Below are 23,573 nucleotides of genomic sequence, written 5' to 3'. Positions count from 1 at the left end.
ATGATAGCGAAGAAGAACAGATTATACCTTATCACAGGTATAATCTGTTTTCTTGGAATAATATGGCTTGGGTTCTTACATTATTTCCATGCAGCGGTTACACTCTGCCCTGTCAAGAACCTAACAGGTTATCCTTGTCCTTCGTGCGGTTCTTCGCGAGCTATTGATGCCTTTTTGCATGGAAACATCTGGGAGGCCATACTGATCAACCCTCTAGGGATCATCTCTTTATTTTTGCTGGCCAGCATTATCTGCTTGATCCTGGTTGATCTGATCACCAAAAGGGATTATTATTTCAGGGTATACAACGCAGCGGAAGAGTTCCTCAAAAAAAACAAGCTTATTTCCGTTTTACTTATTATATTATTGATTGCCAATTGGATATGGAACATCAAGAAGGGATTATAACATTTACACCCCAACAGGTATCAGAAGACGAAAGAGAATATGCTTCCAACAGCTATTTGATGTCTTTATTTGCGCTATTTGCAGGACTGCCTTTACCCATTTTTAATTTATTGGCCACCATCATCTTTGTTGTGGGCAAAAAAAGATCCACCAAATTTGTTCGATGGCATGGGATGCAGGCATTGATATCCCAAATTTTCATCTTCTTTTTCAATACTGTGGGTTTCTGGTGGACCATCTCCGTGATTCTTCATAAAACGGAAATAACCAATTACTATATCGCTTATATCTTTTTGATAGTTATCATCAATATCATTGAAATTGTATCAACCATCTATACCTCCATTCAAACCAGAAAAGGTATTCATGTACGTTGGTTTTTGTTCTCAGACATTACGGATAATATTATTAAACCATGAAAATCTTAACGAAAACCCTCCTACTTCTTGTGGCAATCGCTGGTTCCTACTTTTTACTTGCCCAAATAAATTGGACCGGTATATTCCAGGTCCAAGAAAATGGAAAGAAGATGGAGAAAAAACTAGGATCCATGATCATGAACCATATCTATGATACTTATGAGGTATTGGATGGGGAAGATTCCATCATGACAACACTTGACTCCATCTGCCTGCCTATTTTAAGCAAAAATGATATCGATAGTACCAATTATAGCTTTCATATCATCGTGGATGAGGAAGTGAATGCCTTTGCTCTTCCTGATGACCAGATTTTGGTAACCACCGGTTTAATCGACTTTTTGGATAGTGCAGAATACCTTTCGGGGATTATAGCCCATGAAATCGCGCATTGCGAAAAGAACCACGTGATGAAATCTTTGGTCACCAATTTCGGATTGGACCTACTGCTTTCCAGTACAGGAACCGCAGAAGTGACTAACTTCCTAACCGGACAAGCCTTTTCAAGGAGTTTGGAAAAAGAGGCAGATGAAACGGCAGTGGAATATTTAAATGCCGCAGATATTGATCCTAAGAACTTGTCTAGGGTCATGGAACTCTTCGACATCCATGTGGCTGAGGATATAGATCTGACCTGGATCTCAACCCATCCTGCGCCCGCCGATCGAAAAGCGTATATCCAAAATCGTATAAAACGCTTGAATCCAAAGGCCTCTACTTATCAGCAGGCTTTAGATCCAAGCACTTGGACAAAATTTCAGGATCAGGTTAGGTATTAATTGCCCCATCTCCATTCTCCTGAAATTTGCAAAGGTTCTTTTAGGCCGGCCTTGTTCAGGAAATCCACCAATTCATTGTCTGCTAATTTTTTAGCAGGCAGCTCCTCTGCATTTGCCAATATATAAAGATAGGCTGCGCCGACACGGATGGTCTGCGTCAATCCGGCTTTGTCCACCAAACTAAAATCATCTTTATTAGAGTGGTAATACATTCCTGCATTATTCGGAAGCTTACCTCCTCGGCCGGTTCCCGTTGGGATCCCTCTTAGCATAAAAGGCTGATGATCACTATGCAGACCCACACTTATCGCATTATTGTTTTTAAATGTACTGTCCAAGGCAGCATAATTTTCACCTTGTGCGTTTGAGTAACGGGATCATTTCTTCCCTTGTAGTGGAAAAACCAGTAGGTGCATTGACCATGTCAAAATTCAGCATGTATTTGATCTGATCCAGAGAACCTTCTTTCAGCACGGCATCAACGTAGGCTTTTGCGCCTAATAATCCCTGCTCCTCCCCCATAAACAGGACAAAGTCAATGGATCTCTTGTTGGCTAATGCTAATTTTTTGAATGTCCTGGCAATATCCATTACCGCATAGGAGCCGATTCCATTATCAATTGCTCCGGTTGCCAGATCCCAGCTATCCAAATGTCCACCTATAACAATCTTTTCGTTGGGCAGCTCCGTACCTTTCATACGGACAAGTATATTTCTCGATTGGGTTTCCCCTGCCTTATTCCGCATGTTAATGCTCACCTTAACAACCTTGCTTGCAAGGGCTTCCTTCCATTTCAAACCATCCTCCAATCCAATACAAATGGCCGGAATATTTATTAATTGACCCGTAATCGAAGCTGTACCGGTTAATAACACATTATTTGCAACGCTATTGATGAATATAATCCCTTTTGCACCATATTTTTCGGCCAAAGCTGTTTTCTCTGATCGATGAAGGTTCTTGAGGTCTTTTCCGGAATTAGGGAGAATATGTAAATAGACTAATGCAATTTTACCCTTGATTTTATCACCCACCCGTTGATAATCTGCTTCCAAACCATTCCCTAAATCAATGATTTCTGCGTTTAAATCCACTTTGATCGGAGAATGAGCCAAGGCTACCGCAGCAATAGGATCTCCGTTGAAGGATAAGGAAAGAGATTCCCTAGACCAACTTTCGGATGAAAAAGGTTGATAGGAGACATCCAATCCATAGGATTGAAGAAGTTTGAATGCATATTCCTCCGCTTTTCTTCCATTTTCCGAACCTGTGAGGCGGTGCCCCAAATGTTCGGTACTGTATTTCAACCGGTCGTAAGCTTCAGCATGCTGATTTACTTCCGAAATAATGCGAGAGAAGGTATTATTTAGGTTTTCTTGTGCCTGAGCACTATTTGGGTTTTCCTGTGCTTGAGCCACAAAACCCGAAAGTAGGAGGCAGATTAGGTAAATTCTTTTCATAATGAAATGAAGTTACAAAATCTGCCTTTTAAATGCTTATCCTTTAGTCAATTTCCACTGCACGTAATTGATGTTCTTGTCGTGTGCAAGGTATTTTTTCTCGTAATAGGTTTTGATGGAAAGAACCTCATCCACTAAATCGGAATGGTAGAGATCGGTAGTTTCCTTTAGTTTAGGAAGTTCCTGTAAGGCGATCTGCTCAAGGGTATAGGCATAGAATCCGTCATTATCCGTTTTCAGGTGCATGATTCCACCTGGAACAAGGACATGTTTATAACGCTCCAAGAATTTCGGGTTGGTCAACCTTTTTTTCTCGCGGCTATCCTGCGGTTGAGGGTCTGGAAAAGTAATCCATATTTCCTCAACTTCCGCTTCTGCAAAATGCTCCAGCAAAGTTTCGATCTGTATGCGTAAAAACCCTACGTTGGATATTCCCTCTTCCAAGGCTGTTTTTGCACCTCTCCAAATTCGGTTTCCTTTATAATCGATACCAATAAAATTACGCTCTGGAAATAGTTTCGCTAAGTTTACTGTGTATTCCCCTTTGCCACAGGCCAGTTCAAGAACGATTGGCTTATCGTTTCTAAAGAATTCTTTGGCCCATTTTCCTTTATATGCTTTCCCGGCATCCATTTCCACTACATTCTCGAAGGTGGCAATCTCTGCGAATTTTCTAAGTTTATCCTTACCCATAACTGATAATTAAGTCGCAAAATTAACCTTATATTTGCAGTAAACAAGATATTCAGGTGGAAAAACAAGCGAAAATTTATGTTGCTGGACACCGCGGAATGGTGGGGTCTGCTATTTTGCGCAAATTACAGGAGTTGGGATATGAAAATATCATTACTAGAACATCCGGTGAACTGGACCTCCGTGACCAACAAGCGGTTAAGGAATTCTTTGAACTGGAAAAACCCGATTATGTATTCCTTGCGGCGGCAAAGGTGGGTGGCATCATGGCCAACAATACCTACCGTGCAGATTTCATCTACGAAAATCTAGCCATCCAGAACAATGTGATCCACTTTTCCCATGAAAATGAGGTGAAGAAACTGATGTTCCTGGGCTCGAGCTGTATCTACCCGAAGATGGCTCCGCAGCCGTTGAAAGAAGATTTCTTATTGACCGGACCATTGGAGTATACCAATGAGCCATATGCCATTGCCAAGATTGCAGGAATCAAGATGGTGGAATCCTATCGCTTGCAATATGGCGATAATTATATTTCCGTTATGCCGACCAATCTTTACGGCATCAACGACAATTACCATCCTGAAAATTCGCACGTACTACCTGCGCTGATCAGGAAATTCCATGAAGCCAAAATGAATAATGCGGCTTCTGTGAGCATTTGGGGATCCGGAAAACCTTTACGTGAGTTTATGTATGCGGATGACCTAGCGGATGCCTGTGTATTTTTGATGGAAAATTACGACGAGGAGCAATTTGTCAATATTGGCGTAGGTGAAGATATTTCCATTAAAGATCTCGCGCTGCTGATCAAGGAAGTGGTTGGTTTTGAAGGTGAATTGGAGTTTGATAGCAGCAAACCTGATGGTACGCCAAGGAAACTGATGGATGTTGGAAAATTAAAAGGGTTGGGTTGGTTGCCTAAAACCAGTCTGAAGGAAGGTATTGCTTTAGCTTACGAAGATTTCAAACAGAAAAACCAGGCTTAACAAAAAAAAGAAAAACCAAGGTCGAATGACCTTGGTTTTTTATTTTGCTATCAGGCCTCGCGCCTAATAAGCTTCGCTATCCTTTGGGATACCGTAAATATTATCCTGTACAGACTCCTCCGCCGTAATCATCGGTGGATGTTGTGGAGGAACGGGGTTTATCACCTCGCCCACCGGAGCCTCTACCTTGTTTTTCTTCTTTTTCTTTTTGGGTTTGATCATGTCTGTAATCTTCCCTATCCAGGAGCTTACATTATCTTGATTCACATTTTTTGCTGCAGTTTCCGAAGCTAACAAGACTAACCCTTTTTTGATCCAACCTGCATTCTTAAGTAAGGTCTTGTTCAACACCAATGGAAGGCCTAATTGAAGCGTTTTGGTCAACCAATCGGATTTGTTGCTTTTATTTGTAACCTCTCCGATTCCTTGAACCAATCCCTTGATGGTACTTACTCCAGGAACCCTATTCATCAACATATTGGCGATACGAGCTGGTGTCTCAATTTTATGTTTGAGCAGGGAATATTGATTTTTCAAGAAATCTTCTTGCTCTGTTTTGAGACTCTTCAACCTGGCAATCTCTGCATTTAGATCATCAATGTTGTTGACACTACGTCTTTTATTATTGCTGTCTATGATCATTTTCTATCGGTCCTTCCTGGTTAACATCTTGTTTCACTTCCTCCATATTAGGCTTTACGATGGGCTGTTCCTCCTCATCATCTTCATCGTCCCATTTTGTAAGGATTCTTTTGATGGTTACATTCATAAACTTGGCTTCCAATTTAGGTTCCATAGCTCGGATAATCAATAAGATCACCAAGAAAATACCACCTGTGGATAAGAAGCCTAATGAATAGCTACCCATTAATTCTCCTAAATAAAACCCTAAGGCAAGCGATACAAAGAACACAATCAATAGGGTCAATAAGACCTTACTGGCATCCACGATCAAGGATCCTAAAATCCTGGACATTCTGGAAATAGCTTTGAGTTTCAATAACTCAAATTGTGTTTCTACGTATTCCTTAGATTTATCAAAGGACTCAGAAAATGAAAATTTTTGTTCTTCCATGCAGCAATTCCCCTTTCCGCTTACGCGTGTTCTTCAATCTCTTCGTCGATATACGAATCTGCTTTACCAAGTTTCGTTTTTAATGTAGCTACGATTTTTTCTTTAAAGTCATTCAATTGATCGAATTGTTCTTCTGCGCGCTCTTTGATCGCATCGCCAAGATCGGCCAATGATTCATTGATTTTTTCTCTAGTTTCGCTTCCTTTTTCAGGTGCGAACAAAATTCCCAATACTGCGCCTGCTGCTAATCCAGCTAATAATGCTGTTACAATTTTACCGTTATCGTTCATTTTAGTATGTATTTTAATTTTTTGTAATTTCTTTACCGTTTTATATAGTGTTAACAAAAAATAGACCGAATCGTTTTAATAAATAATATTTTATCGATAATCAATAGTCATTCGGCTACAGCCTGTTCCCACGGTCACTTATAATATAAACATTTATCTCAAATTTTGAGCCCATTTTGTTCTGCAAATAATTTATTTTATCTGCAAATTGAATTATTTTCTTATATGTTGACAAAAACATACAGTAGCGCTGTCTTTGGCATTGGTGCCCGGACTATCACCGTAGAAGCGAACATAACGACCGGAACCCACTATTATATTGTTGGATTGCCAGATATAGCTGTCAGAGAGAGCTTATTACGGATAGAAAGTGCCATATTGTCTATTGGTTTTCACATGCCCAGACGTAAGATCCTGATCAATCTGGCCCCTGCGGATATACGAAAGGAAGGTTCTTCCTATGATCTCAGTATTGCTATTGGAATACTTGCTGCTTCCGAACAGATCCCTACCGATAAACTCGCTACGCATATGATCTTGGGAGAGCTTGCTCTTGACGGCAAAATCCTGCCTATTAAAGGGGTATTACCCATTGTCCTCCAGGCGAAGAAAGATGGTTTTCAAGGAATCATCTTACCCAAACAGAATGCGGAAGAGGCCGCCATTGTAGATGGGATTGCCGTATATCCGGTAGAAGATCTTTCGGATACTTGTTCTTTTCTATTGGGCATCAGGGAGGTTTCCCCGATGAGGATTGATGTGCAGGAAATATTTAATCAGCAGGTGAATGGATACGAGATGGACTTTTCGGATGTCAAAGGACAGGAGAATATCAAAAGAGCGTTGGAAATAGCGGCTGCTGGGGGGCATAATGTGATTTTGATTGGTCCTCCAGGTTCTGGGAAAACTATGTTGGCGAAGCGAATCCCCAGCATACTCCCGCCTTTGTCCATGGAGGAATCTTTGGAAACCACCAAAATACATTCTGTATCTGGCCAATTGGCTGCCACAGAGTCGCTATTGACGATTAGGCCGTTCCGATCTCCTCATCATACCATTTCCGATGTGGCTTTGGTGGGTGGCGGAGCAAATCCACAACCGGGAGAGATTTCCTTGGCGCATAATGGGGTTCTTTTCCTGGATGAGCTGCCTGAATTTAAAAGGTCTGTTCTGGAGGTTATGCGTCAACCTTTGGAATCTCGATCGATTACCATTTCCAGAGCAAAGATCACGGTGGATTATCCGGCCAGTTTTATGTTGATCGCGGCCATGAACCCCTGCCCTTGTGGTTTTTATAACCATCCCAGTAGGAATTGTACCTGTGGATATATTAATGTGCAGAAATATTTGAGCAGGATTTCAGGTCCTTTATTGGATCGAATTGATATACACATTGAAGTGACGCCTGTTGAATTCAATGAATTGACGACGGTTAGAGCAACCGAAAAAAGTGGAAGTATAAGGGAAAGGGTGATTCTTGCTCGGAGGATTCAGGAACAGCGGTTTAAGGATTTGGAGCATATTCATTCGAATGCGCAGATGCGGGTAAGGAATATTCGAGAATATTGTCTGATTGATGAAATCGGGAAAGGTTTGTTGAAAAAGGCAATGGATAAATTGAATCTTTCTGCGAGGGCTTATGATAGGATATTAAAGGTCGCCAGGACTATTGCTGATCTGGATAATTCTGTGGCCATTAAAATCGAGCATTTAGCTGAAGCTATTCAGTATAGGAGTTTGGATCGAGAAAATTGGACGAATTAGGAATAGAATTACTTTGATACTTTTAAATCGTAATCTTTTATAAGCAGCTGAGGAGGAATGTTTAATAATTCACTGAACATTCTAATCATTGTTAGTGATAAAGATTGTTTATAATTTAAGACTTTACTAATAGTTCCTTTATCCCCATATTGCTTTGCTAGATCAGATGGCTTATAGCCAAAATCTTCCATCCTACATTTTATTATTTCGATAGGATCTAATTCCATAAATTTAAAGGTGGATTTTTCATACTCTGAGATAAGATGTACCAAAAGTTGTTTTTCTTTGAAGGCAAGGCTTCCTTTAGGGGCGTACTTTATCTCTTCGTATCTTTTAACTACAATATTATATTCTTCTTCAGTTTCAATTAAAAACCATTGAGGGTATTTTCTCATAATATCTTTAAATTTTAGGATTTAAAATCCCGAAAGTCCTATATAGTCTCTGCATTGATAAGATCATATTCAGAGTGGGTTCCTATAAATCTAATTTCTACAATATGTTCAACATAGTTGACCTCTACAATTAGACGATACTTGTTTCCAACTATTTTGAATCTAGCTCTATTACCTTTTATGAGCTTCGCATTAGGGAAAGATTTTATAATATCATGAGGTTTTTGCCAATTAGCGTCTTTCGCTATAGAAAGCCAACCACTTAATGATCTAGCACAATCCGCATGCTTTTCAGCAAATTTGTGAATTTTTGAAATAAAAATTACATTCATTTCTATGGGTTAGCCTTAATCTCCCCACTCTTGGTTGAGAAATTAATTGTATACAAAATATTCCCAAATTATCTGTTTTTCAGTTGCTCTTTCAGACTACAATACAAGTATACAAAATAGTTGGTAATATACCAACTTAGCAATAGATAAATTTGTGGGAAATAGAACAATCTTAAAACTGCCCAATAAAATGATTGATAATTCCAGGGAACATCAGAATAGTAAGCACCAATCCCGTCAATGCGCCAAATAAATGCGCATCATGATTGATCCCATCATTGGAATTCTTGGAAGCCCATATACAATACACCAAATACAAACCAGCGAATAAAAAAGCCGGAAGCGGAAGGGCAAAAAAGATATAAAGCTTAGTAAGTGGGTTAAATAAAATATAACTGAACAGCACTGCAGAAATAGCTCCAGAAGCGCCTAAACTATGGTAACCATAATTATCCTTATGTCTCATGATCGTAGGAATATCGCTCAGCACCAATGCCACAATGTATAATACCGCAAACATCACATGCCCCAAAACCCCTAATTGTGCAACAAAAATAGCTTCCAGTCCGAAACCGAAATAGTAGAAGGTAATCATGTTAAAGATCAGGTGCATCCAATCTTTATGGATAAGCCCACTGGTAAAGATCAAATAGGCATATTTCTTATCTCTTGAAATACTATATGGATGCAACATCAATTTACCATACCATTGCGGATTTGCAAAAACATAGATGCTCAATCCGATAGTAAGGGCAAAAATAACACTGGCTACAGGTAGATTAAAAAGATAATAAGCTAACATTTAGAAACGGTCTTCGAGTAAAAATAAATAAAGTTCTTTAGGTCCATGGGCACCAAGTACCAAACGCTTTTCGATATCGGCAGTTCGGCTAGGCCCTGTGATGGTACTGATCATGGAAGGCAGGTCTGCTCCATATTTTTGACGAACCACCGCCATTCCGTGCTTCAGGTCCATCACCAATTGAGAGGCTCTTGCAATCACAATATGTACCGGTGGATAAACACTCAATCGGCGTCCCGATTCATTGGCATTGCTCAGCATGATGCTTCCATTACGGGCGATCAGGGCTTCACAACCCGTAATACTGGCCTCCACCTCCTCGAAATTCACTTGCGTGCTTCGATAAGGGAAACCATATTGATCCAACAGCTGTTGAACAGTCTTTTCCCAAACATATAGCTTGGAAATTTCCAGCTTCTCCACCAAAATGATCAGGTTTTCGATCAGATTGATCTCTCCATCACAATACACAAACTTTCCCGATACCTGCGTGAATTCACGGGCAAAAGTGACGTCCAACGGTTCTTCTTCATCCTTATACAGCGGGGTCTCCTCAAACATAGGATGAGGGTTCTCCTTCTTCTGAAGAAGTGCCTGACGGATCTTCTTCAACATCTTCTCTTTCGCCGTGGTATTTCGGGTGTTCATGCTATAATATAAAACAAAAAGCTAGCAATAGCTATAAAAAAAACAGACAAGGTTTGGGAAAGCCTTGTCTGTCTATGATTTGATTAAATATTTTCAGAATTTGTATTAGGCTTGTTGTCTGCTGCTTGTTCTGCATCATCCACATCGCCTGTCGGAATCGGAAGATCCGTTTGAGGAACACCGCCACCATCAGCCCCACCATTCACGAATTCATCGTAAGTAGTTTTATTGGCAAATGGACGCTTCCCTAAGATCTCTTCCAGATCTGCTTGGAAAAGGATTTCTTTTTCCAATAATTTCTCTGCGATTCTGATCAATCCCTCTTGTTTCTCCAGCAACAATTGTTTCGTACGCTCGTAAACTTCAGAGATCAATGTTCTCACCTCATCATCGATCAACTCTGCCGTTTGATCGGAATATGGTTTTTGGAATTGGCTATCGCCAGAGCTATCACGGAAAGAGACATTACCCACTTTGTGGTTCATACCGTAAACCGCTGTCATTGCATAAGCCAATTTGGTGATACGCTCTAAGTCGTTCTGTGCACCGGTAGATATTCTTCCAAAAGTAATATCCTCCGCAACACGACCACCCATTGTCATACACATACTGTCAATCAACTGCTCAGTGGTGTATAAGAACTGCTCTTTTGGCAGATATTGGGCATAGCCTAAAGCAGCAACTCCACGTGGAACAATGGAAACTTTAACCAAAGGGTCCGCATGTTCCAGGAACCAACCCGCAATCGCGTGACCTGCCTCGTGGTAAGCCACGATCTTTTTCTCATCCGGAGAGATGATTTTATTCTTTTTCTCCAAACCACCAATTACGCGGTCAATCGCATCTTGGAAATCCTGCATTTCAATTGCTTTCTTGTTCTTACGAGCCGCAATCAAGGCTGCCTCGTTACATACGTTCGCAATCTCTGCACCAGCAAAACCTGGGGTCTGTGCCGATAATTTCTTCGCATCAACCTCTTCCGCCAATTTCAATGGCTTCAAGTGTACATTAAAGATATGTTCACGACCGATCAAATCTGGTTTATCGATCGAAATCTGTCTATCAAAACGTCCTGGACGCAATAAAGCTGAATCCAATACATCTAAGCGGTTGGTAGCCGCCAGGATAATCACCCCAACGTTGGTTCCAAAACCATCCATCTCCACCAATAACTGGTTCAACGTGTTTTCGCGCTCGTCATTTCCGCCCATAATGGAATTCTTTCCACGAGCACGACCGATCGCATCGATCTCATCAATAAAGATGATACATGGCGCTTTTTCTTTTGCTTGCTTGAACAAATCGCGAACACGGGATGCACCAACACCTACGAACATCTCCACGAAGTCAGAACCTGACAAAGAGAAGAAAGGTACCTGTGCTTCGCCTGCAACCGCTTTCGCCAGCAAGGTTTTACCGGTTCCCGGAGGGCCTACTAATAGCGCTCCTTTAGGGATCTTACCCCCTAAATCGGTATATTTCTTCGGGTTCTTCAAGAAATCAACGATTTCCATCACCTCTTGTTTCGCCTCTTCCAATCCAGCAACATCGTTGAAGGTGATGTTGATCTGAGATTCTTTGTCGAAGAGTTGTGCTTTAGATTTACCGATATTAAAAATGGCACCGCCGCCACCTCCTGCTCCACCGTTCATTCTGCGCATCAAGAAAATCCAGATGGCAACAATAATCAACAATGGCAACATGAAAGATACGAACCATCCCGCCCAAGGGTTTGAACGGTCTTCGAAGCTAACTCCAACACGTGGTTGATTAGCCGCTAGGCTATCCTGAGATGCTTTTAATTTATTCTCTAATGCCTCGGCATTTGCTTCCGAAAATACATATTGTGGGCTTTGCGTTTTAGTGAAGTTCAACGAATTGCCTTTTGGTGCAACATCCTTATATTTCTCTTCTCCTAAACGATCTTGCTTAATATATACTTCCACATCCCACAATTCCCCATTTTTATAGGCAATCAATTTATCGACATCACCTGGGATTAGGGATTTCGTTTCAAATTCTTTATAGGTTATCTTTTTAGCTCCCTCGCCACTAAACAAATACTGGAGCCCAAAAAAACCAATAAAAATTGCTATCCAAAGCCATATCATATTAAATTTTGGTGGCATTGGCGTAATCTTCTTACTTGGAACTTTCTTCATTTATTCTCTATACTACGTTTCTATACAATCAATTCTTAAGCGCTCTGATAGCTGCTTGCTTCTGCATCGCCCCAAAGGTCTTCCATCCGATAATGCGAACGTTTTTCCGTTTGGAAAATGTGAACTACTACATCCACAAAGTCCAATAAAATCCATTCCCCATTTCCTTGGCCTTCTTTATGCCATGGATCTTGGTTAAAAGCCTTATAAACTTCGTCTTCTACACTTTTTGCGATAGCATTTACTTGTGCCGTGGAGTCGGCATGGCAGATTACAAAATAATCGGACAATGTCCCATTAACTTCCCGCATATCCAACCGCACTATTTCGTTTCCTTTTTTTTCCTGCATCCCATGAATCACAATGTCTGCAAGCTTTTCTGATAAGGAACCTTTTTTGTTTTTACTCATTAAGAAATATTATACTTTTGATAAATATTTTATTAAAACTCTTTCTTTTTGCAAAATAACACATTTTCGGGAGATTCACTACGCCAAAAGATAATTGTTTTGGAGCAAATTGGCTCAACAAATGATTATTTAAAATCTCAACTGTCAAATTTCAAGCCATTACCAGAATGGACTGCCATAATGGCAAGGCATCAGACCCATGGAAGAGGCCAAAGAGGCAATGTATGGACCGTTCCGCCAAATAAAAACATCACCGTAAGCACCTTGCTCTATCCAAAATTCCTAAGCTTGCAAGATCATTTCCTGTTGAATATGCTGATCAGTTTAGGGATCATCGATTGGTTGAAAAGTCTTCAAATTGATGCAGAAATTAAATGGCCGAACGATATCCTCTTGAACGGAAAAAAAATAGCGGGAATCCTGATCGAGAACAGTAGTACTTCAAAAACGATAAACAATGCCATAATTGGCATAGGCATCAACGTCAATCAACAGGAATTTCCAGCGGAAATCAAAGCAACCGCCAGTTCTATTTTAAAAGAGACCGGAAATGAAATCCACGATCTGGTAAAAGCATGCGAAGAGCTCCTGCAATCCATTCAAAATAAATACGATGCTTTTAAATCGGAGAAAATTACAGAAGAGGAATTATTGAATCATTATAACAAATTACTTTTTCAAAGGGACATTCCAGCTATTTACACGTCTAATGTTATACAATTCGAAGGAATAATCAGAAAAGTGGACAGAAATGGCCTTTTATATATAGAAAGTGCCAGTGAGTTAAAAAGTTACCAGTTCAAAGAAGTCGTATTTCATTTGCAAAAAATTGATTACACTCGAAAAAAAAATAACTAAATATGACAAACTTTGAAACATATTATTCTAACTTTGAATTAAACTATATTAAAAATTAATAGTCAATTACACAAACGGTTTTTTATGAAAAAAATAAATTTATTAATTGCCTTCGTACTATTCGCCATTTCAGGTGCATTTGCGCAGGTATTGAAACCAGTAGAATGGTCGGTTGCTACGAAGAAAATCAACGCTAAGGAAGCGGTTGTTTTTATCAAAGCGAAAGTAGATGAAGGATGGCATATCTACGGGTTAAGTGTTCCTGAAGGAGGCCCAATTGCTACCGAATTCAACATCACTGCAGACAATGGTGCAAAATTAAACGGTAAAGTTGCAGCGAAAGCACCAAAATCTAAGTACGAGGAAACCTTCAAAATGAATGTTCCTTACTACAATGGAGAAGTGATTTTCCAACAAAAAGTTAATTTAGCTAATGGTAAACCTACTAAAGTTAAAGGTACTGCTACCTTCATGGTATGTGACAAAGAACGTTGTCTTCCACCAGATGAGTACGAATTTGCTGTAACAATCAAGTAAAATATTATAAAATATCTTATCTAAAAAGGCAGGGTTCCCTGCCTTTTTCTTAGCTTTGCCGCGATAAACTAACAATTATGTTCAATTTAAAACATATTTTAATTGCCACATGTTGGCTTTTACTTTCATTAACCACACCTCTAGCAGGTTTTTCACAAGATTCTTTAATCAATACAGATGATATCGAGTTCAGTTCGGGGGAAGAACAAACGACATCTGATGACACATTGCTAACTGATGTTGGAGATCTAGAGTTCTCCGATGGTCAGGATACCAGTGCACAAGACACAACTACTACAACTGTTGCCGCTGCTCCATCTGATGCAGATGGGGAAGACACCAGCATGTGGGGGATTTTCATTAAAGGGCTGATCGGTGGATTTATTGCATTCTTAATGCCATGTATCTTCCCAATGGTTCCTTTGACCGTAAGTTTCTTCACCAAAAAATCAGGAAGCACAGCACAAGCTGTTCAACAAGCTTTCCTTTACGGATTATTCATCATCGTAATCTATGTAGCCTTAGGTATGTTGATTACCATCGCTTTCGGTGCCGATGCCCTGAATGTCCTCTCTACAAATGGTATATTCAATTTCCTATTCTTCCTACTCTTGGTGGTATTTGCAGCTTCTTTCTTAGGAGCATTCGAAATTACCCTTCCAAGTTCTTTTGTCAACAAAATTGATGCAAAATCAGACAAAGGTGGATTGATAGGTCTTTTCTTTATGTCCGCAAGTTTAGCGGTAGTATCATTCTCCTGTACAGGACCAATTATTGGTACTTTATTGGTTGATGCGGCTACAAAAGGTGATCGCTTAGGCCCTGCCATTGGTATGTTGGGATTCTCGATCGCATTAGCTATTCCTTTCGTACTATTTGCGATGTTCCCATCCCTGTTGAAATCAATGCCTAAATCAGGGGGTTGGTTAAACAGTGTGAAAGTGGTATTAGGTTTCTTAGAGTTAGCTTTGGCCTTAAAATTCCTTTCGAATGTCGATTTGGCTTACAACTGGCAATTCCTAGACCGTGAGGTATTCCTAGCATTATGGATCGTGATCTTTGGCTTGATGGGTCTATACCTGATCGGAAAAATCAAATTCTCTCATGATAGCGACCTGAAATTCATGTCGGTTCCAAGAACAATCTTGGCCATTATCGTATTCTCCTTTGTGATGTATATGGTACCTGGTATGTGGGGAGCACCGTTGAAATCTATTTCAGCATTCCTTCCTCCGATCGGAACCCAAGATTTTGATATCTCTGCCGGTGGCGGTGGAGGTCATGCAGCTCCTGCAGGTTCAGCCGATGCTTCTAGCCGTAAATATTATAACCATTTCCATCCAAGAACAACCTTGAAAGGAATGGATCCTTATTACGATTATGATGAAGCTTTAGCAGCAGCAAAAGCGCAGAACAAACCGCTTATGGTCGATTTCACAGGTTGGAACTGTGTAAACTGTCGAGAGATGGAAGCTAACGTTTGGTCTGATCCAAGCGTAAAAGCCATGATCAATGAGAAATTTATCCTTGTCGAACTTTATGTAGATGATAGCGCTTTGGAATTGCCAGAATCTGAACAGTATATCTCTAGAATCAATGGTAAAAAAGTAACCAAAGTAAGTAAGAAGAACTCGGAGCTACAGATCGAGCGTTTCAACTCCAATTCACAACCATTATATGCTTTATTGGATAATAATGGTGAATTACTGGTTCCAACCAGTGGAGCGAACATGGATATTGCTAGCTACAAAGCATTCTTGCAATCAGGTTTGGATAAATACAACGCGAAATAAGTTAACATAATCATACTTTTTAAACGTAAGTAAATCGGTATATTTGGCATATGAGTAACATTAAAAACATTGCCGTTTTAACTTCTGGAGGTGATTCTCCAGGTATGAATGCCGGTATCCGTGCAGTTATCCGTTCAGGTATTTACCATGGAATGAACATGTTTGGTATCCGTAGAGGATACGATGGCATGGTTCAGGGAGATATTATTGCGATGGATGCTAAATCTGTAGCCAATATCATCCAACGTGGTGGTACCATCCTGAAAACAGCAAGAAGTGATGAATTCAGAACTGTCGAAGGAAGAAAACAAGCTTACGAAAACCTTAAAAAACATGATATTGATGCCTTAGTGGTTATTGGTGGAGACGGAACCTTTACGGGAGCATCCAAATTCATTGAAGAATTTGATATTCCTATTATTGGTATGCCCGGTACCATCGATAATGACTTGAATGGTACAGACTTTACGATCGGTTATGATACGGCCATCAACACCGTAGTGGATGCTGTAGATAAGATCCGTGATACCGCAGAGTCCCACGACCGCCTATTTGTGGTGGAAGTGATGGGTCGCGACTCCGGTCTGATCGCTTTACGTTCAGGAATCAGTACTGGTGCTGAAGCCGTGCTTATCCCAGAACTGGAAGTGGATTATGATGCCATCATGAAACGCCTGGATAAAACCAGAAAGAACAAATCATCCCGTATCATCATCGTTGCTGAAGGTGATAAAGAAGGTGGATTGGTCGTTGCCGAAAAAATCAAGGCCAACTTCCCTGCTTATGATGTTCGTGTTTCCATTTTGGGACATATCCAACGCGGTGGATCACCAACCTGTATGGACCGTGTGTTAGCTAGCCGTTTGGGTGTTGCCGCGGTAGAAGGACTTCTCGAAGGTCGTAAAGGCGAAATGGCCGGATTGATCTGTGGAAATGTACAATTTACCCCGTTCAACAAAGCCATCAAGCATATTGATAAAATCAATACCAACCTTACTCGGATCGTTGAAATCCTTTCCTTGTAAGGAAAAAAAATACCTGAAATCCCGTTTCCAACAAAGAAACGGGATTTTTTATTTTATACCTTTGTTTAAAATTTTTGGAGATGCAAATAGCTGAACTTTATCAAATCTACCTAGACTATCCAACCATCTGTACGGATACGCGTCAGATCACTAAAGACTGTATATTTTTTGCCCTTAAAGGGGAATCTTTTAATGGGAATACCTTTGCCGAAAAAGCATTGGAGGCCGGGGCTAAATATGTGGTGCTGGATGATCGGGAATATGTTCAGGATGGCCCCGCTTATATCCTAGTAGAGGATGTGTTGAGCAGTTTGCAGGCCTTGGCTACCCATCATCGGAAACAATTGGATATCCCTTTTGTGGGGATTACGGGAACCAATGGTAAAACTACCAGCAAGGAATTGTTATACAGCGTCCTTTCCCAAAAATTCAAGGCTTTTGCTACGAAGGGAAACCTGAACAACCATATCGGTGTTCCTTTGACTATTCTTTCCTTACCAAAGGATCTGGAACTGGCCATTATTGAAATGGGTGCTAATCATCAGGGAGAAATTGAATTTCTATGTCATATCGCGCAGCCAAGCCATGGTTTGATTACCAATGTGGGCAAGGCTCATCTGGAAGGGTTTGGTTCTTTTGAGGGAGTGATGAAGACCAAAGGAGAGCTTTATGATTACCTGAAGGAGCATAATGGGCAGGTTTTTATTCAAGGGGATAATGAGTTTCTGATGAAGATGGCGGAGGATAGGAAGTTGAAAGATATTTTTTATTACGGTTTTTCGGATAAGAATGATGTTCAGGGAGGATTGGTGGTTGCTGATCCTTTATTGACTATTTTTTGGAAAGAGCGGGGGGAGAATGGAACGCATGAGGTGAATACGCATTTAACGGGGGCTTATAATACGGAGAATATGTTGGCTGCTGTTGCTGTTGGATTGCATTTTGGATTAAGTGCGGAGGAGATTAATGCAGGGCTGGAGGGATATGTGCCTCAGAACAATCGTTCACAGATTACAAAGACTGACGGTAATACTATTATTGCAGATTATTATAATGCGAATGCTAGTAGTATGGCGGCGGCAATTGAAAATATTAAGGTGATCAAGGCGGAGAGGAAAGCGGCGATATTAGGTGATATGTTCGAAATGGGGGATCAGAGTGTGGAGGAGCATAGGAAGGTCATTGCAGCAGCTACTGCTGTTGGACTGGATAGGTTGATTTTTGTAGGGAAAGCTTTTTTTGGATTGAGGGATGAGGTTGTTGAGGGCGATAAGGATGTAGAGAACCTGATGGTTGATGAAACAAAAGGGGTTGAATTTTATGAAACAACGGAAGAAGCAAAAGCGGCTTTGGTTAAGGATCCGATAAAGGATTTTATGATTTTGTTGAAAGCCTCTCGCGGGATGGCATTTGAAAGGTTAATGGAAGTTTTGTAGAAATACGGGGTTGCACTTTTAAATTCATTGTGTGGTCGCCTCCGTATTTGCGAGGCTTTAAAACGTCATTGCGAGGAACGAAGCAATCTTTCGACTTTGTCATCCTGAGCGTAGTCTTTGTCATCCTGAGCGTAGTCGAAGGATCTGTACGGTTACTTACGAACAGTTGCTTCGACTTCGCTCAGCATGACATGCGGGAAGATTGCTTCGTCGTACCTCCTCGCAATGACGAATATATCGCAATGACGAGTATAACGTAATGACATATTTATCGCAATGACGAGTATTAGGTTATGCTCATATATGTCGCAATGACAAAGAAACCTACCTCCCCGTCTCCAGGTTCAATTCCTTCTCCTTATTGATCAAATTCAAAATACTAGTATCATTCAAGATCTGCAGCATCGCATTCCTAACCTCAATAAACGTATCCCGAATCCCACAAGCATGCTCTTCCACACATTCCTCACAAGAGCGGTAAAAATTCAAACTCACACAAGGCAACAACGCAATCGGACCATCCACCAAACGCATCACCTGCGATAGATAAATATCCTCCGGCGCCTTGTTCAAGCTATAACCACCTCCAGCGCCCTTCTTGGAATACAAAATCCCCGCATTGCGCATCTCCAATAGTATCTGTTCCAAGAATTTCTTCGGAATACGTTCCTCCTCCGCAATCTTTCCGATCTGCATAGGCTCCTTTCCATAATTCCTTCCCAATACCATTAGGGCTTTGATAGCGTATTTTGTTTTCTTCGATAGCATATTTTTCCTCTACTAGCTTATCCTCAAAAATATGAAAATTTAAGGACTATTTCTGTAAGACCTCCACAATAGGCTGCCCTATAGAACCATTAGGTTCCATCACATGCAATAGCGCACTGATCGTAGGCGCAATATCCGTGATATGCACCATTTTATTCGTCTTGCCCTTATTCACACCCCATCCCATAAAAACCAATGGAATATGCGAATCATAAGGCGTCCAAGTACCATGGGTGGTTCCGGTAGATCTTGGCGTTCCATCATACCATTGCGGTTCCGTAATGATCTGAATAGCTCCACTACGTTTCCTGTTATAGCCATTCACGATCTTCTCGCGCAGCTGAGCCGGAATCATCATATTCTCACCGCCTTCCATATCCACCACAAAAGCTACCCCATCTTCATGACGGAGCATCTTAATGATCGACTTCTTGATCTTCTCCTCATCCAATTTCTGCTTTTCAATCAAGCCATAATTCAAATGAACCTGATAGTTCATCAAACTGGAAACGATCTTATCCAATCCGAATTCAGCCTGCAACTGTTCGTTCAGATTACGCATGATCTGGCGAGAAAAGAAATAGCCCCCATTACCACGCATATCCATAAAATAACGGGAGTTATAGGAAGCTGCATGGTCCGCTGTAAGGAAAAAAGTATAATTCCCCTTGCCAACAGTTTTATCCAAGTAATTGAAGAATTCAGCCAATTCTTGGTCCAAACGAAGGTAGATATCCTCAATCTCCACCGAAGAAAGCGAATAACGATGTCCCACGTAATCCGTAGCCGAAAGACTCACCGCCAGAAAATCTGTAGCTTTTGTCGGATTCTTGCCCAGATTCTCCTGCTTGATCGCTTCTTTGGCAAAATCCAAGGTAAATGTATTTCCGAAAGGAGTAGTTTTGATCAGTTCATAACCCGCATCCTTCATCAGCAACGAAGTTTTACGTGGAAATGTTGGAGTTTCCTCCCCTGCCCATTTACCTTCATACACATTATCATCATCTACACTGTTGTTCTTATAGGTTTCGATCGGATATAAAGTATTCCAATCCTGCTTCAACAACTTCTCCGCCAATTTCTGCTTATTGAAATCCTGCACCCAATTCGGCAGGTTTTGCATGTAATAAGTACTACTGATCCAATCGCCCGAATTTGCTTCAAACCAATAAGCGGCATCAGCAAAGTGACCTGCAGGTAAAATTCCTCCCCTATCCTTGATCGCAATACCGATCACCTTGGATTGAAAATTAGTTGCCAATTTCAACTGATCGGTAACCGTTGAAGCCAAAAGGTTTCTTGGGGATTGTTTTCCCTCCTTCTCCTTGGTCCCAACACCCTCTACCGCATCATCTTGTGTACAATACATCGACGTACCGGTCTGTTGTTCGATCCAGTCATTTCCAGCAATTCCGTGTATGGCAGGAACACTTCCTGTGTAAACGGAACTATGTCCGATAGCCGTAAAAGTAGGCACATAATCGATCAGGGTGTTCTCGCAGGAAAAACCATCACGAAGCAATCTTTTAAAACCATCATTACCATAACGATCTGCGAAACGGTAAAGGTAGTCCCATCGCATTTGGTCTACCATTAAGCCAACAACCAATTTAGGCCTTTCTACTTGTGCTGAAACGACATTGCTGAACAAGGCCAGCAACAAAAGAAAACTAAATTTTTTACGCATCATGTGTGTATTTAATTTATTTAGAAATGAGGTGACGTTTAAGGTAGTCACCTGTATAGGATTGATTGCATGTTATCAGGTCTTCCGGTGTGCCTGCAAATACCAGATTACCCCCCTTCTCACCTCCTTCAGGACCAATATCAATAACCCAATCTGCTGATTTGATCATATCCAGGTTGTGCTCGATCACCAGCACAGAGTTGCCCAGTTCGATCAATGCTGAAAATGCCTTAAGCAATTTGCTGATATCATGGAAATGTAGGCCGGTTGTAGGTTCATCAAAAATAAACAAAGTTTTTTTCTGATTGTTCCCTTTTATTAAAAAAGAGGCCAATTTAATCCTTTGCGCCTCACCTCCAGATAGGGTGCTGGAAGATTGACCCAACTTCACGTAGCCTAAACCTACTTCCTGCAAAGGTTTCAGCTTGTTCAAGATCTTTGGCTGATCAGCGAAGAATTCGATCGCTTCATCCACACTCAGGTCTAGGATATCCGACACCGATTTCCCTTGGTACTGCACATCCAACACGTGTTGTTTAAAGCGCTTACCTTCGCAGGCTTCACAAGGAAGCACAATATCCGCCATAAACTGCATCTCGATCTTCACGGCCCCTTCACCTTGACAGATCTCACATCTCCCTCCTTCTACGTTGAAGGAGAATGCTGATGGTTTTAGCCCGTTGGCCTTAGCCGCCGGAAGACTCGAAAACAAGGCCCTGATTTCATCCCAAGCCTTCACATAGGTAACCGGATTAGAACGTGTCGAACGACCGATAGGATTCTGATCCACCATTTCGACCTGTTCTACCTGATCGATAGCCCCTTCCAGACCATCAAACAAACCCGTCTGATCGCCGGAATAACTACCCACTGCCTTTTGCAGCGCAGGGTATAAGATCCGTTTCACCAAAGAGGTCTTACCCGAACCGGAAACCCCCGAAACGACCGTAAAGACATTCAAGGGGAAATCTACCGTGATTCCTTTCAGGTTATTTTCCCGTGCACCCAGTACACGGATGGATTCGTTCCATTTTCTTCTTTTATCAGGAACAGGGATTTGAAGCTTCTCGCTCAAATACTCCCCTGTCAAACTCTTCTTATCCGTTAATATTTCTTTATAGGTCCCTGCAAACACCAATTCACCCCCGTTGATCCCCGCTTCAGGGCCAATATCGATCAGGTAATCCGCAGCTTCCATCATCTCCTGCTCATGCTCCACCACGATCACGGTATTGCCCGCATCGCGAAGGGATTTCAATACCCCGATCAACCGTTGAGTATCCCGCGGGTGCAATCCGATACTCGGTTCATCCAACACATAAATGGAACCTACAAGGGAACTTCCCAAAGAAGTCGCCAGGTTGATCCGTTGGGATTCCCCTCCTGAAAGACTATTGCTCAGGCGGTTCAAGGTCAGGTAACTTAAGCCCACATCACTCAAGAACTGCAGCCTGTTGTTGATCTCTGCCAATAACCTTTTGGCAATGATGGCATCGTGGTCTGAAAGCTTCAGGGACTGGAACAAGGCCAAAGCCTCATCCAAAGGCATCAATACGATATCGGTGATCGAATGATCGTTTATCTTTACAAAACTCGCATCCTTACGCAAGCGCGTGCCCTTACATTCCGGACAATCCGTTTTTCCACGATAGCGGGAAAGCATTACGCGGTATTGGATTTTATAGGTCTGCTCTTCCAGCTCGGCAAAGAAATCATTCAAGCCGCGGAAATATTTGTTCCCTGTCCATAATACCTCTTGCTGTGCTTTGGTCAGGTCGCTATAGGAACGATGAATTGGAAAATCGAATTTCAGTGCATTTCGAACCAGTTTCTCCAACCACAGCCCCATCTTCTCCCCACGCCAAGGCGCAATCGCACCATCATATACGGAGCGACTTTTATCCGGAATAACCAAATCAGGATCTATTCCAATGATCTTTCCATAACCTTCACATCGTTTACAGGCTCCGTAAGGATTATTGAAACTGAAGAAATTAGGTGTCGGCTCTTCGAAAGTCATTCCATCCAGTTCAAACTTATCCGAAAAGGAGAAGCTTTCCGAGTTTACTTCCACCAAACACTCACCCTTTCCTTCAAAATAGGCTGTTTGGATAGAATCCGCCAAACGGTTGATGGTGTCATCGCTATGATCCAACATAACCCGATCGATCACGATATGGATATCACCCTCTTTAAAAGTTGAATTCGCGACCTCTTTATTCTCCAGTACCGATTCGATCTTCTGAATGCTATCCTGATGTTTGATCCGCACAAAACCCTTCTGCAAAAGCAGCGACAATTCTTCCTTTAACTTCCGTTTATTGGTTGGTATTAAAGGGCTATAAATCGTGATGGTCGAATCGTCCTCATAGGCTAGTAGACGATCCACAATATGGGTCACCGTATCCTTCTTCACCTCTTTGCCCGAAATGGGCGAGTAGGTCTTACCGATACGGGCAAACAATAATTTGAGGTAATCATAGATCTCGGTGGAAGTACCTACCGTCGATCGGGGATTGGAGGAGATTACTTTTTGTTCAATGGCAATTGCCGGAGCAATCCCTTTAATGTAATCCACATCCGGTTTATTCATTCTGCCCATGAACTGACGGGCGTAGGAAGAAAGACTTTCTACGTATCTCCGTTGCCCTTCGGCATATAAGGTATCAAATGCTAATGAGGATTTCCCGGAACCGGACATCCCTGTAATCACCACCAACTGGTTTTTAGGGATATCAACATCAATATTTTTAAGATTATTAACCCGCGCTCCTTTTATCTGAATATGTGTCCTAGGACTATGATTTGCAGTTTTTTGCATAACCATCAAAGGTAGGCAAAA

Annotated in this window: 25 protein-coding genes; 10 read left to right on the top strand and 15 right to left on the bottom strand. The window is 41.3% G+C overall.

Going from position 1 to position 23,573, the window contains the following annotated elements; translation table 11 throughout:
• Genes VJ786_RS07570 through VJ786_RS07560 form a run of 3 tightly spaced genes read left to right on the top strand, consistent with a single transcriptional unit; the run spans position 1 to position 1,606 of the window.
• A complete protein-coding gene (locus VJ786_RS07570; protein WP_336557514.1) occupies positions 1–408 on the top strand; it encodes a DUF2752 domain-containing protein in 408 nt (135 codons plus the stop codon).
• Entirely contained in the window at positions 384–827 is a 444-nt protein-coding gene (locus VJ786_RS07565; protein WP_099367012.1) for a magnetosome magnetite crystal formation protein family, read from the top strand. Before VJ786_RS07570 ends, VJ786_RS07565 begins: the two co-directional genes overlap by 25 nt.
• On the top strand, positions 824–1,606 hold the full coding sequence (locus VJ786_RS07560) for a M48 family metallopeptidase (protein ID WP_336557513.1): 783 nt from the start codon (positions 824–826) through the stop codon (positions 1,604–1,606). Before VJ786_RS07565 ends, VJ786_RS07560 begins: the two co-directional genes overlap by 4 nt.
• On the opposite strand, the gene VJ786_RS07555 is transcribed toward VJ786_RS07560, so the two are convergent.
• The 3 genes from VJ786_RS07555 to trmB are packed head-to-tail and all read right to left on the bottom strand — an operon-like array spanning position 1,603 to position 3,760.
• Positions 1,603–1,944, bottom strand: coding sequence for a hypothetical protein (locus VJ786_RS07555; protein WP_336557512.1), 342 nt, complete (start codon positions 1,942–1,944; stop codon positions 1,603–1,605). The genes VJ786_RS07560 and VJ786_RS07555 overlap by 4 nt on opposite strands.
• A 13-nt stretch (positions 1,945–1,957) precedes the next feature.
• Positions 1,958–3,067 carry a M28 family peptidase gene (locus VJ786_RS07550; protein WP_336557511.1) on the bottom strand — a complete coding sequence of 370 codons (1,110 nt, stop codon included), beginning with the start codon at positions 3,065–3,067 and terminating at the stop codon, positions 1,958–1,960.
• A gap of 36 nt (positions 3,068–3,103) precedes the next feature.
• Positions 3,104–3,760, bottom strand: coding sequence for a tRNA (guanosine(46)-N7)-methyltransferase TrmB (gene trmB / locus VJ786_RS07545; RefSeq protein ID WP_336557510.1), 657 nt, complete (start codon positions 3,758–3,760; stop codon positions 3,104–3,106).
• Between the two features lie 56 nt (positions 3,761–3,816).
• Between trmB and fcl the strand changes: the two genes are divergently transcribed.
• Positions 3,817–4,749 carry a GDP-L-fucose synthase gene (fcl, locus tag VJ786_RS07540; protein WP_134776114.1) on the top strand — a complete coding sequence of 311 codons (933 nt, stop codon included), beginning with the start codon at positions 3,817–3,819 and terminating at the stop codon, positions 4,747–4,749.
• A gap of 63 nt (positions 4,750–4,812) precedes the next feature.
• On the opposite strand, the gene VJ786_RS07535 is transcribed toward fcl, so the two are convergent.
• From VJ786_RS07535 to VJ786_RS07525, 3 genes are read right to left on the bottom strand one after another with little or no spacing between them, the layout of a single operon-like run.
• Entirely contained in the window at positions 4,813–5,391 is a 579-nt protein-coding gene (locus VJ786_RS07535; RefSeq protein WP_099367017.1) for a hypothetical protein, read from the bottom strand.
• Entirely contained in the window at positions 5,372–5,824 is a 453-nt protein-coding gene (locus VJ786_RS07530; RefSeq protein WP_180268484.1) for a hypothetical protein, read from the bottom strand. The genes VJ786_RS07535 and VJ786_RS07530 overlap by 20 nt, the downstream gene beginning before the upstream one ends.
• A 20-nt stretch (positions 5,825–5,844) precedes the next feature.
• The gene (locus tag VJ786_RS07525; RefSeq protein WP_099367018.1) at positions 5,845–6,114 is read right to left on the bottom strand and encodes a YtxH domain-containing protein; all 270 of its coding nucleotides are present in this window, start codon (positions 6,112–6,114) and stop codon (positions 5,845–5,847) included.
• A gap of 225 nt (positions 6,115–6,339) precedes the next feature.
• On the opposite strand from VJ786_RS07525, the gene VJ786_RS07520 reads away from it, so the two are divergent.
• Positions 6,340–7,878, top strand: coding sequence for a YifB family Mg chelatase-like AAA ATPase (locus VJ786_RS07520; protein ID WP_336557509.1), 1,539 nt, complete (start codon positions 6,340–6,342; stop codon positions 7,876–7,878).
• Between the two features lie 8 nt (positions 7,879–7,886).
• Here the strand turns inward: VJ786_RS07520 and VJ786_RS07515 are convergent, their stop codons facing one another.
• The 6 genes from VJ786_RS07515 to rsfS form a co-directional block, all read right to left on the bottom strand.
• Entirely contained in the window at positions 7,887–8,273 is a 387-nt protein-coding gene (locus tag VJ786_RS07515) for a helix-turn-helix domain-containing protein (RefSeq protein WP_336557508.1), read from the bottom strand.
• Positions 8,274–8,311: 38 nt separating this feature from the next.
• Positions 8,312–8,605, bottom strand: coding sequence for a type II toxin-antitoxin system HigB family toxin (locus VJ786_RS07510; protein WP_336557507.1), 294 nt, complete (start codon positions 8,603–8,605; stop codon positions 8,312–8,314).
• 172 nt (positions 8,606–8,777) lie between these two features.
• Positions 8,778–9,407 carry a rhomboid family intramembrane serine protease gene (locus VJ786_RS07505; protein WP_099367111.1) on the bottom strand — a complete coding sequence of 210 codons (630 nt, stop codon included), beginning with the start codon at positions 9,405–9,407 and terminating at the stop codon, positions 8,778–8,780.
• Positions 9,408–10,055, bottom strand: a complete 648-nt coding sequence (locus VJ786_RS07500; RefSeq protein ID WP_336557506.1) for a LutC/YkgG family protein — start codon at positions 10,053–10,055, stop codon at positions 9,408–9,410.
• A gap of 83 nt (positions 10,056–10,138) precedes the next feature.
• Positions 10,139–12,217: an ATP-dependent zinc metalloprotease FtsH gene (ftsH, locus tag VJ786_RS07495; protein WP_336557505.1), complete on the bottom strand. Its 2,079-nt coding sequence runs from the start codon at positions 12,215–12,217 to the stop codon at positions 10,139–10,141.
• A gap of 35 nt (positions 12,218–12,252) precedes the next feature.
• Positions 12,253–12,627, bottom strand: a complete 375-nt coding sequence (gene rsfS, locus VJ786_RS07490) for a ribosome silencing factor (RefSeq protein WP_099367108.1) — start codon at positions 12,625–12,627, stop codon at positions 12,253–12,255.
• Positions 12,628–12,675: 48 nt separating this feature from the next.
• Here rsfS and VJ786_RS07485 point away from each other — a divergent pair, with 48 nt between their 5' ends.
• The 5 genes from VJ786_RS07485 to VJ786_RS07465 all read left to right on the top strand — a co-directional run bounded on the left by VJ786_RS07485 (position 12,676) and on the right by VJ786_RS07465 (position 18,276).
• Positions 12,676–13,485, top strand: coding sequence for a biotin--[acetyl-CoA-carboxylase] ligase (locus VJ786_RS07485; RefSeq protein ID WP_336557504.1), 810 nt, complete (start codon positions 12,676–12,678; stop codon positions 13,483–13,485).
• An 84-nt stretch (positions 13,486–13,569) separates the two neighbouring features.
• Entirely contained in the window at positions 13,570–14,022 is a 453-nt protein-coding gene (locus tag VJ786_RS07480; protein ID WP_099367106.1) for a protein-disulfide reductase DsbD domain-containing protein, read from the top strand.
• Positions 14,023–14,099: 77 nt separating this feature from the next.
• Positions 14,100–15,815, top strand: a complete 1,716-nt coding sequence (locus tag VJ786_RS07475; protein ID WP_336557503.1) for a protein-disulfide reductase DsbD family protein — start codon at positions 14,100–14,102, stop codon at positions 15,813–15,815.
• A gap of 50 nt (positions 15,816–15,865) precedes the next feature.
• Entirely contained in the window at positions 15,866–16,840 is a 975-nt protein-coding gene (pfkA, locus tag VJ786_RS07470; RefSeq protein ID WP_099367104.1) for a 6-phosphofructokinase, read from the top strand.
• An 80-nt stretch (positions 16,841–16,920) separates the two neighbouring features.
• The gene (locus tag VJ786_RS07465; protein WP_336557502.1) at positions 16,921–18,276 is read left to right on the top strand and encodes a UDP-N-acetylmuramoyl-tripeptide--D-alanyl-D-alanine ligase; all 1,356 of its coding nucleotides are present in this window, start codon (positions 16,921–16,923) and stop codon (positions 18,274–18,276) included.
• A gap of 324 nt (positions 18,277–18,600) precedes the next feature.
• Here VJ786_RS07465 and VJ786_RS07460 read toward each other — a convergent pair whose 3' ends face one another.
• From VJ786_RS07460 to uvrA, 3 genes are read right to left on the bottom strand one after another with little or no spacing between them, the layout of a single operon-like run.
• Complete coding sequence (locus tag VJ786_RS07460) at positions 18,601–19,044, bottom strand: RrF2 family transcriptional regulator (protein WP_134776106.1); 444 nt, start codon at positions 19,042–19,044, stop codon at positions 18,601–18,603.
• A gap of 46 nt (positions 19,045–19,090) precedes the next feature.
• Complete coding sequence (gene pafA / locus VJ786_RS07455) at positions 19,091–20,731, bottom strand: alkaline phosphatase PafA (RefSeq protein ID WP_437129009.1); 1,641 nt, start codon at positions 20,729–20,731, stop codon at positions 19,091–19,093.
• Between the two features lie 16 nt (positions 20,732–20,747).
• A complete protein-coding gene (gene uvrA / locus VJ786_RS07450) occupies positions 20,748–23,552 on the bottom strand; it encodes an excinuclease ABC subunit UvrA (protein ID WP_336557500.1) in 2,805 nt (934 codons plus the stop codon).
• Positions 23,553–23,573 lie beyond the last annotated feature (21 nt).

The sequence above is a fragment of the Sphingobacterium tenebrionis genome (genome assembly GCF_037126265.1).
Classification (GTDB): Bacteria; Bacteroidota; Bacteroidia; order Sphingobacteriales; family Sphingobacteriaceae; genus Sphingobacterium; species Sphingobacterium tenebrionis.
This window is presented reverse-complemented; position numbering and strand designations above follow the sequence as displayed.

Coding starts and splice junctions, on each gene's coding strand:
- VJ786_RS07570 (WP_336557514.1), top strand. CDS start 1: ATGATAGCGAAGAAGAACAGATTATACCTTATCACAGGTATAATCTGT.
- VJ786_RS07565 (WP_099367012.1), top strand. CDS start 384: ATGGAACATCAAGAAGGGATTATAACATTTACACCCCAACAGGTATCA.
- VJ786_RS07560 (WP_336557513.1), top strand. CDS start 824: ATGAAAATCTTAACGAAAACCCTCCTACTTCTTGTGGCAATCGCTGGT.
- VJ786_RS07550 (WP_336557511.1), bottom strand. CDS start 3,067: ATGAAAAGAATTTACCTAATCTGCCTCCTACTTTCGGGTTTTGTGGCT.
- trmB (WP_336557510.1), bottom strand. CDS start 3,760: ATGGGTAAGGATAAACTTAGAAAATTCGCAGAGATTGCCACCTTCGAG.
- VJ786_RS07535 (WP_099367017.1), bottom strand. CDS start 5,391: ATGATCATAGACAGCAATAATAAAAGACGTAGTGTCAACAACATTGAT.
- VJ786_RS07530 (WP_180268484.1), bottom strand. CDS start 5,824: ATGGAAGAACAAAAATTTTCATTTTCTGAGTCCTTTGATAAATCTAAG.
- VJ786_RS07525 (WP_099367018.1), bottom strand. CDS start 6,114: ATGAACGATAACGGTAAAATTGTAACAGCATTATTAGCTGGATTAGCA.
- VJ786_RS07520 (WP_336557509.1), top strand. CDS start 6,340: ATGTTGACAAAAACATACAGTAGCGCTGTCTTTGGCATTGGTGCCCGG.
- VJ786_RS07515 (WP_336557508.1), bottom strand. CDS start 8,273: ATGAGAAAATACCCTCAATGGTTTTTAATTGAAACTGAAGAAGAATAT.
- VJ786_RS07510 (WP_336557507.1), bottom strand. CDS start 8,605: ATGAATGTAATTTTTATTTCAAAAATTCACAAATTTGCTGAAAAGCAT.
- VJ786_RS07505 (WP_099367111.1), bottom strand. CDS start 9,407: ATGTTAGCTTATTATCTTTTTAATCTACCTGTAGCCAGTGTTATTTTT.
- VJ786_RS07500 (WP_336557506.1), bottom strand. CDS start 10,055: ATGAACACCCGAAATACCACGGCGAAAGAGAAGATGTTGAAGAAGATC.
- ftsH (WP_336557505.1), bottom strand. CDS start 12,217: ATGAAGAAAGTTCCAAGTAAGAAGATTACGCCAATGCCACCAAAATTT.
- rsfS (WP_099367108.1), bottom strand. CDS start 12,627: ATGAGTAAAAACAAAAAAGGTTCCTTATCAGAAAAGCTTGCAGACATT.
- VJ786_RS07480 (WP_099367106.1), top strand. CDS start 13,570: ATGAAAAAAATAAATTTATTAATTGCCTTCGTACTATTCGCCATTTCA.
- VJ786_RS07475 (WP_336557503.1), top strand. CDS start 14,100: ATGTTCAATTTAAAACATATTTTAATTGCCACATGTTGGCTTTTACTT.
- pfkA (WP_099367104.1), top strand. CDS start 15,866: ATGAGTAACATTAAAAACATTGCCGTTTTAACTTCTGGAGGTGATTCT.
- VJ786_RS07465 (WP_336557502.1), top strand. CDS start 16,921: ATGCAAATAGCTGAACTTTATCAAATCTACCTAGACTATCCAACCATC.
- VJ786_RS07460 (WP_134776106.1), bottom strand. CDS start 19,044: ATGCTATCGAAGAAAACAAAATACGCTATCAAAGCCCTAATGGTATTG.
- pafA (WP_437129009.1), bottom strand. CDS start 20,731: ATGCGTAAAAAATTTAGTTTTCTTTTGTTGCTGGCCTTGTTCAGCAAT.
- uvrA (WP_336557500.1), bottom strand. CDS start 23,552: ATGCAAAAAACTGCAAATCATAGTCCTAGGACACATATTCAGATAAAA.